The sequence below is a fragment of the Pseudomonas sp. P2S-1 genome, assembly GCF_057197725.1.
In genome coordinates this window covers 5,028,564-5,043,216 of the sequence record NZ_CM170068.1, presented here as the reverse complement: position 1 = coordinate 5,043,216, position 14,653 = coordinate 5,028,564, and the positions used below count along the sequence as shown (strand labels likewise).

Annotated in this window: 13 protein-coding genes; 3 read left to right on the top strand and 10 right to left on the bottom strand. The window is 64.2% G+C overall.

Annotated elements, in window-relative coordinates; all coding sequences use genetic code 11:
- The first annotated feature begins 81 nt into the window (after positions 1–81).
- Positions 82–1,260: a BaiN/RdsA family NAD(P)/FAD-dependent oxidoreductase gene (locus AC2CQI_RS22650; protein ID WP_484577933.1), complete on the top strand. Its 1,179-nt coding sequence runs from the start codon at positions 82–84 to the stop codon at positions 1,258–1,260.
- A 109-nt stretch (positions 1,261–1,369) separates the two neighbouring features.
- Positions 1,370–3,550, top strand: coding sequence for a YccS family putative transporter (gene yccS, locus AC2CQI_RS22645; protein ID WP_075804825.1), 2,181 nt, complete (start codon positions 1,370–1,372; stop codon positions 3,548–3,550).
- On the opposite strand, the gene AC2CQI_RS22640 is transcribed toward yccS, so the two are convergent.
- Complete coding sequence (locus AC2CQI_RS22640) at positions 3,531–4,277, bottom strand: substrate-binding periplasmic protein (protein ID WP_484577932.1); 747 nt, start codon at positions 4,275–4,277, stop codon at positions 3,531–3,533. The two genes, yccS and AC2CQI_RS22640, sit on opposite strands and share 20 nt — an antisense overlap.
- Positions 4,278–4,485: 208 nt before the next feature.
- On the opposite strand from AC2CQI_RS22640, the gene AC2CQI_RS22635 reads away from it, so the two are divergent.
- A complete protein-coding gene (locus AC2CQI_RS22635; RefSeq protein WP_484577931.1) occupies positions 4,486–4,938 on the top strand; it encodes a GNAT family N-acetyltransferase in 453 nt (150 codons plus the stop codon).
- 137 nt (positions 4,939–5,075) lie between these two features.
- On the opposite strand, the gene AC2CQI_RS22630 is transcribed toward AC2CQI_RS22635, so the two are convergent.
- From AC2CQI_RS22630 to tkt, 9 genes are all read right to left on the bottom strand, one after another.
- Positions 5,076–5,372 (bottom strand): winged helix-turn-helix domain-containing protein, encoded by a 297-nt coding sequence (locus AC2CQI_RS22630; protein ID WP_075804828.1) that lies wholly within the window; start codon positions 5,370–5,372, stop codon positions 5,076–5,078.
- 17 nt (positions 5,373–5,389) lie between these two features.
- Positions 5,390–5,890 (bottom strand): M48 metallopeptidase family protein, encoded by a 501-nt coding sequence (locus AC2CQI_RS22625; protein WP_484577930.1) that lies wholly within the window; start codon positions 5,888–5,890, stop codon positions 5,390–5,392.
- A 41-nt stretch (positions 5,891–5,931) separates the two neighbouring features.
- Positions 5,932–8,052 (bottom strand): putative bifunctional diguanylate cyclase/phosphodiesterase, encoded by a 2,121-nt coding sequence (locus AC2CQI_RS22620; RefSeq protein WP_484577929.1) that lies wholly within the window; start codon positions 8,050–8,052, stop codon positions 5,932–5,934.
- 267 nt (positions 8,053–8,319) lie between these two features.
- Complete coding sequence (gene fba, locus AC2CQI_RS22615; protein ID WP_075804831.1) at positions 8,320–9,384, bottom strand: class II fructose-bisphosphate aldolase; 1,065 nt, start codon at positions 9,382–9,384, stop codon at positions 8,320–8,322.
- 104 nt (positions 9,385–9,488) lie between these two features.
- A complete protein-coding gene (locus AC2CQI_RS22610; RefSeq protein WP_075804832.1) occupies positions 9,489–9,806 on the bottom strand; it encodes an MliC family protein in 318 nt (105 codons plus the stop codon).
- A 50-nt stretch (positions 9,807–9,856) separates the two neighbouring features.
- The gene (locus AC2CQI_RS22605) at positions 9,857–10,075 is read right to left on the bottom strand and encodes a hypothetical protein (protein ID WP_484577928.1); all 219 of its coding nucleotides are present in this window, start codon (positions 10,073–10,075) and stop codon (positions 9,857–9,859) included.
- Between the two features lie 32 nt (positions 10,076–10,107).
- The gene (locus tag AC2CQI_RS22600; protein ID WP_484577927.1) at positions 10,108–11,271 is read right to left on the bottom strand and encodes a phosphoglycerate kinase; all 1,164 of its coding nucleotides are present in this window, start codon (positions 11,269–11,271) and stop codon (positions 10,108–10,110) included.
- A 12-nt stretch (positions 11,272–11,283) separates the two neighbouring features.
- Positions 11,284–12,354: an erythrose-4-phosphate dehydrogenase gene (gene epd, locus AC2CQI_RS22595; RefSeq protein WP_075804835.1), complete on the bottom strand. Its 1,071-nt coding sequence runs from the start codon at positions 12,352–12,354 to the stop codon at positions 11,284–11,286.
- Between the two features lie 132 nt (positions 12,355–12,486).
- Positions 12,487–14,484, bottom strand: a complete 1,998-nt coding sequence (gene tkt, locus AC2CQI_RS22590; protein WP_484577926.1) for a transketolase — start codon at positions 14,482–14,484, stop codon at positions 12,487–12,489.
- Positions 14,485–14,653: the final 169 nt, after the last annotated feature.

The following is a 14,653-nucleotide window of genomic DNA, read 5'->3' as shown; positions in this document are numbered from 1 at the left end:
CCACAAGGACCGCGTGCACCGCTAACCCTGTGGGAGCGGGCTTGCCAGCGATAGGGCCCTGACAGTCACTAGAGAAATTTCATGTACTCCACCGATGTGATCATCATCGGCGCCGGCGCCGCCGGCCTGATGTGCGCCCTGACCGCCGCCTGTCGCGGCCGCCGGGTCGTGCTGCTGGACCACGCCAACAAACCGGGCAAGAAGATCCTGATGTCCGGCGGCGGGCGCTGCAACTTCACCAATATGTACACCGAGCCGGCCAACTTCCTCTCGCAGAACCCGCATTTCTGCAAGTCGGCCCTGGCCCGCTACACCCAGTGGGACTTCATCGAGATGGTCGCCAAGCACGGCGTGCCCTATCACGAGAAGAAGCTCGGCCAGCTGTTCTGCGATAACAAGTCCAGCGACATCCTGCAGATGCTCCTCGACGAGTGTGCCAGCGCCGGCGCCGACCTGCGCATGGACACCCGCATCGAGCAGATCGAAAAGACCGCCTACGGCTACCAGCTGGCCACCAGCGCCGGCCCGTTCCAGTGCCAGTCCCTGGTGATCGCCACCGGCGGCCTGTCGATCCCGACCCTCGGTGCCACCGGCTTCGGCTACCAGGTGGCCCGCCAGTTCGGCCACAACCTGCTGCCGACCCGCGCCGGCCTGGTGCCCTTCACCATCACCGACCAGCTCAAGGCCCTGTGCACCGAGCTGTCCGGCACCTCGGTGGACTGCATCGCCAGCTGCAACGGCACCAGCTTCCGCGAGAACCTGCTGTTCACCCACCGCGGCCTGAGCGGCCCGGCGATCCTGCAGATTTCCTCGTTCTGGGAAGCCGGTGACAGCGTGGAAATCAACCTGCTGCCGGACCACGACGCCCTGGCCTGGCTGCAACAGCAACAGGCCGAACGCCCCAACAGCGAGCTGAAGACCCTGCTCGGCGAGATCTTCACCAAGAAGATGGCCAACCTGCTGGCCGAGACCTGGTTCGTCTCCAAGCCGATGAAGCAGTACACCCCGGCCGAGCTGGCCCAGGTCGCCGACAAGCTGGGCGCCTGGCAGCTGGTTCCGGCCGGTACCGAAGGCTATCGCACCGCCGAAGTGACCCTCGGCGGCGTCGACACCCGCGAGGTGTCCTCGAAGACCATGGAGTCCCTGAAAAGCCCCGGCCTGTACTTTATCGGCGAGGTACTGGACGTCAGCGGCCACCTCGGCGGTTTCAATTTCCAATGGGCCTGGGCCTCTGCTTACGCGGCGGCGCAGTTCGTCTAGAATCAGCGGCTATCACGGAACGCATTTTGCTGTACGTGAGCAGCGCGACGGCTTTGCGTCGCGCTGACCGCTCACTTCAGAACCCCGCCCGGCAGGCCCGTCGTCGATCATGTCTTCCTCTTCCTTCCGCCAATCGTTGCGTCGCTTGTGGGCGCTGGACAAGTTCAGCTACAGCATCCGGGTATTGATCGCCCTGACCGGCAGCATGGCGCTGTGCTGGTACCAGGATCAGATGAACCTGCTGATCCCGCTGTTCCTCGGCATCATCGCCAGCGCCCTGGCGGAAACCGATGACAGTTGGCAAGGCCGCCTCAATGCCCTGGCCGTGACCCTGGTGTGTTTCACCGTCGCCGCCTTGTCGGTGGAATTGCTGTTCCCCTATCCGTGGATCTTCGTGATCTCCATGGCCCTGGCGGCCTTCAGCCTGACCATGCTCGGCGCCCTCGGCGAGCGCTACGGGGCGATCGCCCAGGCCACGCTGATCCTCTCGGTCTACACCATGATCGGCGTGGACCAGCGCGGCGGCGAGGTCGCCGATTTCTGGCACGAACCCCTGCTGCTGGTGGCCGGCGCGGCCTGGTACGGGCTGCTCTCGGTGCTGTGGCAGGCGCTGTTCTCCAACCAGCCGGTGCAGCAGAGCCTGGCCCGGCTGTTCCGCGAGCTGGGCACCTACCTCAAGCTCAAGGCCACTCTGTTCGAGCCGATCCGCGGCCTCGACGTCGAAGCCCGGCGCCTGGAGCTGGCGCAGCAGAACGGCAAGGTGGTGGCGGCGCTGAACAGCGCCAAGGAAATCATCCTGCACCGGGTCGGCAATGGCCGGCCCAGCTCGAAGGTCAGCCGCTACCTGAAGCTGTACTTCCTGGCCCAGGACATCCACGAGCGGGCCAGTTCCTCGCACTACCCGTACAACGCCCTGACCGAAGCCTTCTTCCACAGCGACGTTCTGTTCCGCTGCCAGCGCCTGCTGCGCCAGCAGGGCAGCGCCTGCCAGCAGCTATCGACGTCGATCCAGTTGCGCCAGCCGTTCGTTTTCAACAGCAACTTCGCCGAGGCCCTGGAAGACCTGCACGCCTCGCTGGAACACCTGCGCATCCAGAGCAACCCGGCCTGGCGCGGCCTGCTCCGCTCGCTGCGGGCCCTGGCCGCCAACCTGGCGACCCTCGACCGCCTGATCAGCGACGCCAGCAACCCGGACAACCTGGCCGATAACACCGACTCCAGCCTGCTCGACCGCTCGCCACGCAACCTCAAGGACGTCTGGACCCGCCTGCGCCTGCAACTGACGCCCACCTCGCTGATCTTCCGCCACGCCCTGCGCCTGCCCCTGGCCCTGTCGATCGGCTACGGCATGGTGCACCTGATCCACCCGACCCAGGGCTACTGGATCATCCTCACCACCCTGTTCGTCTGCCAGCCCAACTACGGGGCGACGCGACGCAAACTGGTGCAGCGGATCATCGGCACGGCCATCGGCCTGACGGTGGGCTGGGCGCTGTTCGACCTGTTCCCCAACGCGGTGATCCAGTCGCTGTTCGCAGTGGCGGCCGGGGTGGTGTTCTTCGTCAACCGGACCACCCGCTACACCCTGGCCACCGCAGCGATCACCCTGATGGTGCTGTTCTGCTTCAACCAGATCGGCGACGGCTACGGCCTGTTCCTGCCGCGCCTGTTCGATACCCTGGTGGGCAGCCTGATCGCGATCCTCGCGGTCTTCCTGTTCCTCCCGGACTGGCAGGGCCGGCGGCTGAACAAGGTGCTGGCCAACACCCTGACCTGCAACAGCCTGTACCTGCGCCAGATCATGCAGCAGTACGCCCAGGGCAAGCAGGACGACCTCGCCTACCGCCTGGCCCGGCGCAATGCGCACAACGCCGATGCGGCGCTCTCGACCACCCTGTCGAACATGCTCATGGAGCCGGGCCACTTCAGAAAAGAAGCGGATACCGGCTTCCGCTTCCTGGTGCTGTCCCACACCCTGCTCAGCTACCTCTCGGCCCTCGGTGCGCACCGCGAAAGCACCCTGCCCGCCGAAGCCCATGCACAGTTGATCGACGGCGCGGCGGCAACACTGGCGGCGAGCCTCGACGAGATCGCCACGGGCCTTGCCGGCAAGCAGCCGGTGGCGATCCATAGCGACGCCGAGGAAGCCCTGGCCATCGAACTGGAGCAGATGCCCGAAGAGATGGACGAGAACCTGCGGACGGTGCAGACCCAACTGGCCCTGATCGCCCGTCACCTCGGCCCGCTGCGCACCCTGGCCGCGCACCTGATCAAGGGGACCCAGGCCTGAAGGCGTAGTGCTCGAGGATCCGCGCGTAGCTGCCATCGGCCTTCATCGCGCCGATGGCCTTGTCGAAGGCCGCGACAATCTGCGCGTGCTGCGGATGCTTGAGGCTGACCAGGATATGCAGGCTGTTCTCGCTGACCGGCTTGCCGAAGAACTCGACCTGGTCCTTGGCGTTGCTTGGTGCTTGCTGCAGGAACCAGCTGGCAACGTACTCGTCCTCCACCGCCAGGGTCACCCGCCCGGCGGCGAGCATGCCGATGGCCACGGGGAAACTGCGCACCGGGACCTTCTGCAGGCGCAGGTCATTATCGAACTCGGCGGAATAGGCGTAGTCGCGGACCACCGCGATGCTGTGCGGATAGAGGTCGGACAGGCGCTCGTAGTGAATCGCATCGGCCTTGCGCTTGAGCAAACGGATGCGGTTCGCCAGGTAGCCTTTGGAGAACTCGCCGATCCGGGTGCGCGAGTCGTTGTACCAGGCGTTGACCAGCACGTCGTAGCGACCGTCGCCGATCCCCACCAGGGCCCGCGCCCAGGGCACCTGCTCGAAATCGCTGGCGTAGCCGGCGCGCTCCAGCGCCGTCCTGACCAGGGCCGTGGCCAGCCCGCCCTGCTCCATGTTGGCATCGGTAAAGGGCGGCCAGGCATCGGCGACCAGGCGAAGTTTTTCTGCATGAACCGGGGTAACTGACAACATTCCAAGCAAACACAAGACTCGGAGCAAGGGCATGCTCAAATCCTATAGCGGAGTGTGCTCCGCGTTGTGGTTTGACCGCTGGGAAGTGCAATGCCGCTAAATTACACAAACATGCGTCCGGGTGGGAGAAGCAAATAATAGCTATGTGCCTCTATTCTTGCCGGTTTTGCTTACAGATCGGCCCTCGACAGAAAGCCCCAAGTGGCTATCCTCGGGCGCGTACCCACTGAGAGATTTCCCCATGTCCATCGATTGGCTCTGCAAACATCACACCGACCTTGGCAAGGAACAGCTCTACGCCGTGCTTCGGCTGCGCAACGAAGTGTTCGTGCTGGAACAGAAATGCCCGTACCAGGACCTGGATGGCCAGGATCTGTCCGGGGATACCTGCCATTTGATGGCCTGGCAGGATGACCGGCTGGTGGCGTATCTGCGCTTGCTCGACCCGACGTCCCAGGGCGGCGACGTGGTGCTTGGCCGGGTGGTGATCGCCGAATCAGGGCGTGGCCAGGGGCTGGGGCATGAGTTGATGGTGCGGGCGCTGGAAGAAGCGCAGGAGAACTGGCCGGATGTGCCGGTGTACCTCTCGGCCCAGGCGCATTTGCAGGGGTATTACCGCAAGCATGGGTTCGAGGTGGTGGGGGAAGCTTATCTTGAGGACGGGATTCCGCACATTGGTATGCGCAGGATCTAGAGGGCTTTCACAAAACCCTGTGGGAGCTGGCTTGCCAGCGATGAGGCCGGCATGAGCAATGATGTTGCCTGATCTGACCAAATCGCTGGCAAGCCAGCTCCCACAGGGGTTATCCACAGGGCAGAAATAGTGTTGAGTCAGGGATAACCAAGAACTTCCCGAATCACCCGCAGATTCTGGATGATCCAGCCCTTGTCGATCGCCCCCCAATCGCGGATCCGGTAGTTCCCGGCATGGTTCCTCGCCCCCGCCTGCTGCTCGAATTCACAGACGATATCCAGGTCCGCCAGCGCGGCGATGGTGTCCTGCGCCGTGCGCCGGGGCATGCCGGTAGCGGCCATCAGCGCGGGGACGCTGGCGGCGGTCTGGCTGTCGATCAGCCAGGCGACGTACAACCGACGGTAGAAACTGCTCTTGGTCTTGCTCACTTCCATGCAAAGGCTTCCTTGACTCACTGATTGCCCGGCAGGTCGCGCCAGGTCAGGTAGACACGCAGGTCGAACTCCAGTTGATGGTAGCCGGGCTGCATGTATTCGCAGAGCTGGTAGAAGGCCTTGTTGTGATCGGCCTCCTTGAGGTGCGCCAGCTCGTGCACCACGATCATCCGCAAGAACTCCGGCGCCGCATCGCGAAACAGCGAAGCGATGCGGATTTCCTTTTTCGCCTTGAGCTTGCCGCCCTGCACCCGCGACACCGCCGTGTGCAGGCCAAGCGCCCGATGGGTCAGGTCGAGGCGGTTGTCGAACAGCACCTTGTCGAGATTCGGCGCATTGCGCAGGTGCTCCTGCTTAAGCGCCTGGGCGTAGCCGTACAGCGCCTTGTCGCTCTGCACTCCATGCCGGCCCGGATAACGCTTTTGCAGGTAGTCGCCCAACTGGTCGCGGGCGATCAGCTGGCGCACCTGGTCTTGCAGGGCGGGCGGGTAGGCTTGCAGGTACTTGAGGGCGGTCATGGTGGCTGCGGACGACGAAACGAAGGCCGCAGTGTACCCAACTACAACGAGTGCCAGTCAAAAAACGCCGGGAAACGCCCCGCTTCGTCGGCCGTGATCGGCCGCGCCACCAGGAAGCCCTGCACGTACTGGCAGCCATGCTCGCGCAGCCAGGCCGCCTGTTCCGCGGTTTCCACGCCCTCGGCGATCACGCTGATGTTGTACTGCTGGCAGAGTTCGATGACGCAGCGCACCAGCGCCATGTTGGCCTCGGACTCCGGCAGCAGCGCCACCAGGTGGCGGTCGAGCTTGAGGGTATCGATCGGCAGGTCGCGCAACAGGCGCAGCGAGCAGTCCCCGGCGCCGAAGTCGTCCAGCGCCACGCGCACGCCCAGGTCGCGCAGCTTGTGCAACTGGCGTTGCGCCGCGTCGAGATTGTCGGTCAGGGAGGTTTCGGCGATTTCCACTTCCAATTGGCTGGCCGACAGCCCCGCCGCCTCGATGACCTGGCCGAGTTCCTCGACCAGGTTGGGCATGCCGAACTGCACTTTGCTGAGGCTGATGCCCAGGGTCAGTTCGTCGGGGAAATGCCCGCACCATAGGCGCCGCTGCTCGGCGCCCTGGCGATAGATCCAGCTGGCCAGACGGTTGATCAGCCGCGCTTCTTCCAGCAAGGGCAGGAACAGCCCCGGCGGCACATCGCCAACACTCGGGTGGCGCCAGCGCAGCAACGCCTCGAAACCGCGCAGGCGGCCGTCGGCAAAAGCGACCTGGGGCTGGAACACCAGGGTGAAATCCTGGTTATCCACAGCCGCACGCACGCTGTCTTCGAGCATCAACCGCGAACGGGCGCGGCCGTTGAGGTCCTGATCGTAGTAGCGGTACTGCTGGCGCCCGGCCTGCTTGGCCGCGTACATCGCCGTATCGGCGGCACGCAGCAGGTTATCCACATTGGCGCCGCAGTCGGGGTAGACGGCGATGCCGATACTGACCCCAAGCGTCACCTCCAGGCCATCGATGTGCTGACGGATCGACATGCGCTCGATGCACTTCTCGGCAAAGCGCGCCGCCTGTTCCGGGTAGTCGAGGTCGTCGAGCAGCGCGGTGAACTCGTCGCCGCCCATGCGCGCAAGGATGCCGTGGCCACCGAGGCATTCCTTCAGTTGTTCGGCCACCCAGTGCAGCACCTGGTCGCCGGTTTCGTGTCCCAGGGAGTCGTTGACCCGCTTGAAACCGTCGAGGTCGAGGTACATCAGGGCATGATGCTTGTCCGAATGTTCGCTGCGCACCAGCGCACTTTCCGCCGCCTGGTAGAAGCCGCGGCGGTTGAGCAGCCCGGTCAGCGGATCGGTGACCGCCTGCTGCTCCAGTTGCTGGTGCAGGCTGCGCACCACCGACATGTCCAGCACCGTGACCACCATGGCCCGCTGCTCGCCGGGCAACGGCGCGCAGGACAGCGCCACCGACAGGGCCTCACCGTTGCTGGTGCTGAGCACCGCGTCATGCAGCCGATAGATATCCCGCTCCAGATAGGCCTGGTAGAACGCCGACTCGCGCCACTGGATGCAGGTCGGCGATAGCACGTAGTCCAGCAGGCAGGCGCCCTGGAGCTGTTCGACGGAGGCCATCAGCAAACGCGAGATCGCCGGGTTGGCGAAACGGATGGTGCCATCCTCGGCCACCACCAGGATGCCTTCGGCGGCGTTTTCCAGGACCGAGGCATTGAAGGCCCGCGCCGCTTCCAGGTCGCGGGTCAGGCGCTGCAAGGCGCGGCGGTTGCGCTGCTGGTCGAGCAGGGCCTGCACCTTGGGTTTGAGGATCTGCGGATCGAAAGGCTTGAACAGGTAGTCCACGGCACCGCTGGCATAGCCCTTGAGCACGGCGGCCTGGCTTTGCTCGTTGGCGGTGAGGAAGATAATCGGGGTGAGGCGCGTGCGCTGACTGCCACGCATCAGGCGAGCGACCTCGAAGCCGTCCATCCCCGGCATCTGCACATCGAGCAGAACCAGGTCGACTTCATGTTCGAGCAAGGTGCTCAGGGCTTCGATGCCCGAGCACGCCGTCAACACCTGCCAGTCCTGACGCGCCAGCAGGGCACGCATGCTGATCAGGTTCTCCGGGTAGTCATCAACCACCAGTAGTGTTGACGCGCCCTCTTGTATGGGGGTTTGAGCGCATTCCATGCTGCTTCTCTATGTGGCAACGAGCGTCAGTATTCCAATTGAAATTCTGCCGCCTTCCACTCTAGACCCGAGTGTTACAAATCTAAAGCTGGCACAAGGCCAACAGATAATGAGCCGACTAACGGTCTTTTTTTGAGCGGCAAGCTGCAAGCGGCAAGCTTCAAGCCGAAGCAGGTTTGCTTTTCTTACGGCTTGCAGCTTACAGCTTGAAGCTCAAAAAGCAGAAAGGGACCGCGAACGGTCCCTTTCCCATGAAGCAAGGAGAACTCAGTTGACCTTGGCGGCCAGCTCGCCCTTGGCGTAGCGCAGGTACATCTCGTCCAGGGAGACCGGTTTGATCTTCGAGGCGTTACCGGCAGTGCCGAAGGCTTCGTAACGGGCGATGCAGATGTCACGCATGGCTTCGACGGTCTTGGCGAAGTATTTGCGCGGGTCGAACTCGGACTTGTTCTGCTCCAGGAAGCGACGGATCGCACCGGTGGAGGCCAGACGCAGGTCGGTGTCGATGTTGACCTTGCGCACGCCGTGCTTGATGCCTTCGACGATCTCTTCGACCGGCACGCCGTAGGTCTCTTTGATGTCGCCACCGAACTCGTTGATGATCGCCAGCCAGTCCTGTGGAACCGAGGACGAACCGTGCATCACCAGGTGGGTGTTCGGAATGCGCTGGTGGATCGCCTTGATGCGGTCGATCGCCAGGATGTCGCCGGTAGGCGGCTTGGTGAACTTGTAGGCGCCGTGGCTGGTGCCGATGGCGATGGCCAGGGCGTCGACCTGGGTCTTCTTGACGAAGTCCGCAGCTTCTTCAGGGTCGGTCAGCATCTGGCTGTGATCGAGGATGCCTTCGGCGCCGACGCCGTCTTCTTCACCGGCCTGGCCGGTTTCCAGGCTGCCCAGGCAACCCAGCTCGCCCTCCACGGAAACGCCGCAGGCGTGGGCGAATGCCACGGTCTGCTGGGTCACGCGGACGTTGTAGTCGTAGTCGGACGGGGTCTTGCCGTCTTCACGCAGCGAGCCATCCATCATCACCGAGCTGAAGCCCAGCTGGATCGAACGCTGGCAGACGTCAGGGCTGGTGCCGTGGTCCTGGTGCATGCACACCGGGATGTGCGGGAATTCTTCGATGGCAGCCAGGATCAGGTGGCGCAGGAACGGGGCACCGGCGTATTTGCGGGCACCGGCCGAGGCCTGGACGATCACCGGGGAGTCGGTCTTGTCGGCCGCTTCCATGATGGCGCGCATCTGTTCGAGGTTGTTGACGTTGAAAGCCGGAACGCCGTAACCGAATTCGGCGGCGTGGTCCAGCATCTGGCGCATGCTAATGAGTGCCATTGTGTATCTCTCTCCCGACAAGCGTCGTTATTTCATGCAAGCCTGCCGCAGCGGCGGTTGCTGTTCAAGTTGTGTGGGCCGGCACGCAAGGCCGGCCCGGCCAGTCACGGTGCCTTGCAGCCCCGCCCTATCAAATCGTTGGTCGCGACCCAATACACCAGGCCCTCATCGCCCTGGGTGTGAAAGGCCAGTACGCCATCGCTGTACAGCGCCCCGGAACCTGCCGGCTCGGGTTTGAGCCGGTAGACCTGGTCGCCGCCGCCAAGGCGTACGTCCATCTCGTTGCCCACCTGGCGCCAGAGCACCTGGGCCTTGCTGTCGCAGGTCCAGGTGGCCCAGTTGTCGGCCACCGGGGGCTCGGACCTGAAGCTTGCGCATCCCGCGAGTATCGCCAAGGCCATCACGGCCAGAACGCCTTTCATTCCATTCCTCCAGCAGACCACAAAGCAGGCGACAGGTTGACGTCAGCCGATCAAGGGCAGCCCTTGGCCTGGCGCTGATGTTCTTCGTCGTATTTCTCCAGGCCGTCCGGACCGACGCGCTTGCTGATCACCGGTACGGTTTCGGCCTGCCATTCGGACTGGTAGCAGCCGCCCTTTTCGGCGGCCGGCTTGTCGGAAGCGGACTCGGGCGCACTGGAGCAGGCGCCCAGTGCAACAGTCATGACCATCAGGGACAGTCGCTTGATCATCGGTTCGCTCCCTTTACCAGTGCCGCGCCGGCTCAGGCCTTGGCCCGCTGTTCCAGCACTTCCACGGCCGGCAGGACCTTGCCTTCGACGAATTCGAGGAAGGCGCCGCCACCGGTAGAAATGTAGGAGATATCAGCTGCCACGCCATATTTGTCGATGGCCGCCAGGGTGTCGCCACCGCCGGCGATGGAGAACGCGGCGCTGTCGGCGATGGCCTTGGCCAGCGTCTTGGTGCCGTTGCCGAACTGGTCGAACTCGAACACGCCGACCGGGCCGTTCCACAGCACGGTTTTCGACGATTTCAGCAGCTCGGCGAACTGCTCGGCAGTCTGCGGGCCGATGTCGAGGATCATGTCGTCGTCAGCCACGTCGGCAACCGCCTTGACGGTGGCTTCGGCGTCTTCGGCGAAGGCCTTGGCGACCACCACGTCAACCGGCAGCGGCACGTTGACCTTGGCCGCGATGGCCTTGGCGGTGTCGACCAGGTCGGCTTCGTACAGCGACTTGCCGACCTTGTGGCCGGCAGCGGCGAGGAAGGTGTTGGCGATGCCGCCACCGACGATCAGCAGGTCGCAGATCTGGCTCAGGCTGTTCAGCACGTCCAGCTTGGTGGAGACCTTGGAGCCGGCAACGATGGCCGCCATCGGCTTGGCCGGGGCTTTCAGGGCCTTGCCCAGGGCGTCCAGCTCGGCCGCCAGCAGCGGGCCGGCAGCGGCGACCTTGGCGAACTTGGCTACGCCATGGGTCGAACCCTCGGCGCGGTGGGCGGTGCCGAAGGCGTCCATGACGAATACGTCGCACAGGGCGGCGTATTTCTGCGCCAGTTCGTCGGCGTTCTTCTTCTCGCCCTTGTTGAAGCGCACGTTCTCGAACAGCACGACGTCGCCGGCCTTGACCTCGACGCCGTCCAGGTAGTCGGCGACCAGCGGCACTTCGCGGCCCAGGGCCTTGCTCAGGTAGTCGGCGACCGGCTTCAGGCTGTTCTCGGCGGAGAATTCACCTTCGGTCGGACGACCCAGGTGCGAGCAGACCATCACCGCCGCGCCCTTCTCCAGGGCCAGCTTGATGGTCGGCAGCGAAGCAAGGATGCGCGCGTCGCTGGCAACCACACCGTCCTTCACAGGGACGTTGAGGTCTTCGCGGATCAGTACGCGCTTACCTTGCAGGTCGAGGTCGGTCATCTTCAAAACGGTCATGAATGCAGTCCTTCAGGGCTGTTTGCTGGTGGTGCGTTGGCGGTTGTCGACGACGCGCAGAAAATGATCGGCTACGTCGAGCATACGGTTGGCGAACCCCCATTCGTTGTCGAACCAGGCCAGCAGGTTCACCAGACGGGGGCCGGAAACACGGGTCTGACTGGCATCGACGATGGCCGAATGCGGGTCATGGTTGAAATCGCAACTGGCGTGCGGCAGCTCGGTATAGGCCAGCAGCCCCTGCAGCGGCCCGCTCAGGGCGGCCTCGCGCAGCACCTGGTTGACCTCGGCGGCCGTGGTGTCGCGGGTGGTCTGCAGGGTGATGTCCAGGCACGACACGTTCACTGTCGGCACTCGCACGGCTTTGGCCTGGATTCGCCCGACAAGTTCCGGAAGCAGGCGCTCGATGCCGCGGGCAAGCCCGGTGGACACCGGGATCACCGACTGGAAGGCCGAACGCGTGCGGCGCAGGTCTTCGTGGTGGTAGGCGTCGATCACCGGCTGGTCGTTCATCGCCGAGTGGATGGTGGTGATCGACACGTAGTCGATGCCGAACGCCCGATCCAGCACGCGCAGCAGCGGCACGCCGCAGTTGGTGGTGCAGGAGGCGTTGGAGACCAGGGTCTCGCTGCCGTCCAGGCACTCCTGGTTGATGCCGTAGACCACGGTGGCATCGACATCGGCTTCGCTGGCCATCGGTTGCGAGAACAGTACCCGCGGCGCGCCGGCGTCGAGGAAACGCTGGCCATCGGCGCGGGTGTTGTAGGCCCCGGAGCATTCCAGGACCAGATCGACATCCAGCGCCGCCCAGTCGATGCCCTCGGGGGTGGCACTGCGCAAGACTTTCACGCAGTCGCCATTGATATGCAGACAGTCGCCATCGACCTTCACCTCACCGGGGAAACGCCCGTGGGTGGAGTCGAAACGTGTCAGGTATTCGAGGCTGGCCTGGTCGGCCAGATCGTTCAGCGCAACGATCTCGAAGCCCGCCTTCGCCCCCCGCTCGACGAGTGCGCGCAAGACGCAACGGCCGATACGGCCATAACCATTGAGTGCAACTCTGTAGGGACGCGGTTGGGGCATTGGGGACTCACGGACAGATCATGGGTGCAACCCGCGGGATTTGCCCCGCCCCAGTCGCGGGCAAGCCCGGCCCCGCGTGACGGCGGGGTCGGGCTTGGCGCGAACCGGGGCGTGGCGCCACGGATCCTTGTATCAGTCTTCCAGCAGCTCTTCGGCGGTGCCCAGGATGTTCTCCAGGGTGAAGCCGAACTCTTCGAACAGTGCAGCGGCCGGAGCCGATTCACCGTAGGTGGTCATGCCGATCACACGACCTTCCAGGCCAACGTACTTGTACCAGAAGTCGGCATGGGCGGCTTCGATGGCGATACGTGCACCCACCTGCAGCGGCAGGACCGACTGCTTGTAGGCAGCGTCCTGGGCGTCGAACACGCTGGTGCTCGGCATCGAGACGACGCGAACCTTGCGGCCCTGCTCGCTCAGCTTGTCGAACGCCTGCACGGCCAGGCCCACTTCGGAACCGGTGGCGATCAGGATCAGCTCAGGCTCGCCGGCGCAGTCCTTGAGGACATAGCCACCACGGGCGATATCGGCGATCTGCTGGGCGTCGCGGTCCTGGTGCTGCAGGTTCTGGCGCGAGAAGATCAGCGCCGAAGGGCCGTTCTTGCGCTCCAGGGCGTGTTTCCAGGACACCGCCGATTCGACGGCGTCGGCTGGACGCCAGGTGTCCAGGTTCGGCGTGCTGCGCAGGCTGGTCAGCTGTTCGATCGGCTGGTGGGTCGGACCGTCTTCGCCCAGACCGATGGAGTCGTGGGTGTAGACGTGGATCACGCGCTGCTTCATCAGTGCCGACATGCGCACGGCGTTGCGGGCGTATTCCATGAACATCAGGAAGGTCGCGCCGTAAGGCACCAGGCCGCCGTGCAGGGCGACGCCGTTCATGATCGCGGTCATGCCGAACTCGCGCACGCCGTAGAACATGTAGTTGCCGTTGGCGTCTTCGGCGCTGACGCCCTTGCAGCCTTTCCACAGGGTCAGGTTGGAACCGGCCAGGTCGGCGGAGCCGCCCAGCAGTTCAGGCAGCAGCGGGCCGAAGGCGTTCAGGGTGTTCTGGCTGGCTTTACGGCTGGCGATGGTCTCGCCCTTGGCCGCGACTTCGGCGATATAGGCAGCGGCCTTGTCGGCGAAGTCGGCTGGCAGCTCGCCGTTCAGGCGGCGCTTGAGCTCGCCGGCCAGTTCAGGGAAGGCAGCGGCGTAGGCGTCGAAACGCTGGTTCCACTCGGCTTCGGCCTTGGCGCCAGCTTCGCGGGCGTTCCACTCGGCATAGATGTCGGCAGGGATTTCGAACGGACCGTGGTTCCAGTTCAGTTCCTTGCGCGCCAGGGCGATTTCGTCGTTGCCCAGCGGAGCGCCGTGGCAGTCTTCCTTGCCCTGCTTGTTCGGCGAACCGAAACCGATGATGGTCTTGCAGCAGATCAGGGTCGGCTGCTCGCTCTTGCGGGCGGTCTCGATGGCGGTCTTGATCTCGTCGGCATCGTGGCCGTTGACGTTGCGGATCACCTGCCAGTTGTAGGCTTCGAAACGCTTCGGCGTGTCGTCGGTGAACCAGCCTTCGACTTCACCGTCGATGGAGATGCCGTTGTCGTCGTAGAAGGCGATCAGCTTGCCCAGGCCCAGGGTACCGGCCAGGGAAGCGACTTCATGGGAAATGCCTTCCATCATGCAGCCGTCGCCGAGGAACACGTAGGTGTTGTGGTCGACGACCTTGTGGCCTTCACGGTTGAACTGGGCGCCCAGGACTTTTTCCGCGATGGCGAAGCCGACGGCGTTGGCCAGGCCCTGGCCCAGCGGGCCGGTGGTGGTCTCGACGCCCGGGGTGTAGCCGAATTCCGGGTGGCCCGGGGTACGGCTGTGCAGCTGGCGGAAGGCCTTGAGGTCGTCGATCGACAGGTCGTAGCCGGTCAGGTGCAGCAGCGAGTAGATCAGCATCGAGCCGTGACCGTTGGACAGGACGAAACGGTCACGGTCGGCGAAGCTCGGGTTGGCCGGGTTGTGCTTGAGGAAATCACCCCACAGCACTTCGGCGATATCCGCCATGCCCATTGGGGCACCGGGATGGCCGCTGTTGGCTTTTTGCACGGCATCCATGCTCAGTGCACGAATGGCGTTGGCACGCTCACGACGGCTCGGCATCGCTTGTCTCCTGGAAACTGGAAAAGGAACTGACGGAAAAAAAGGCGGCTATTTTCGCCCAGCCATGGCCCGGGGGCAATCACGGATGGTCGAACTGGAACGATTTTCCTGCGATTGCCGGGCGATTCCGGGGTTTGACCGACGAAACAGCCGAAAATGCCTGCGCCGT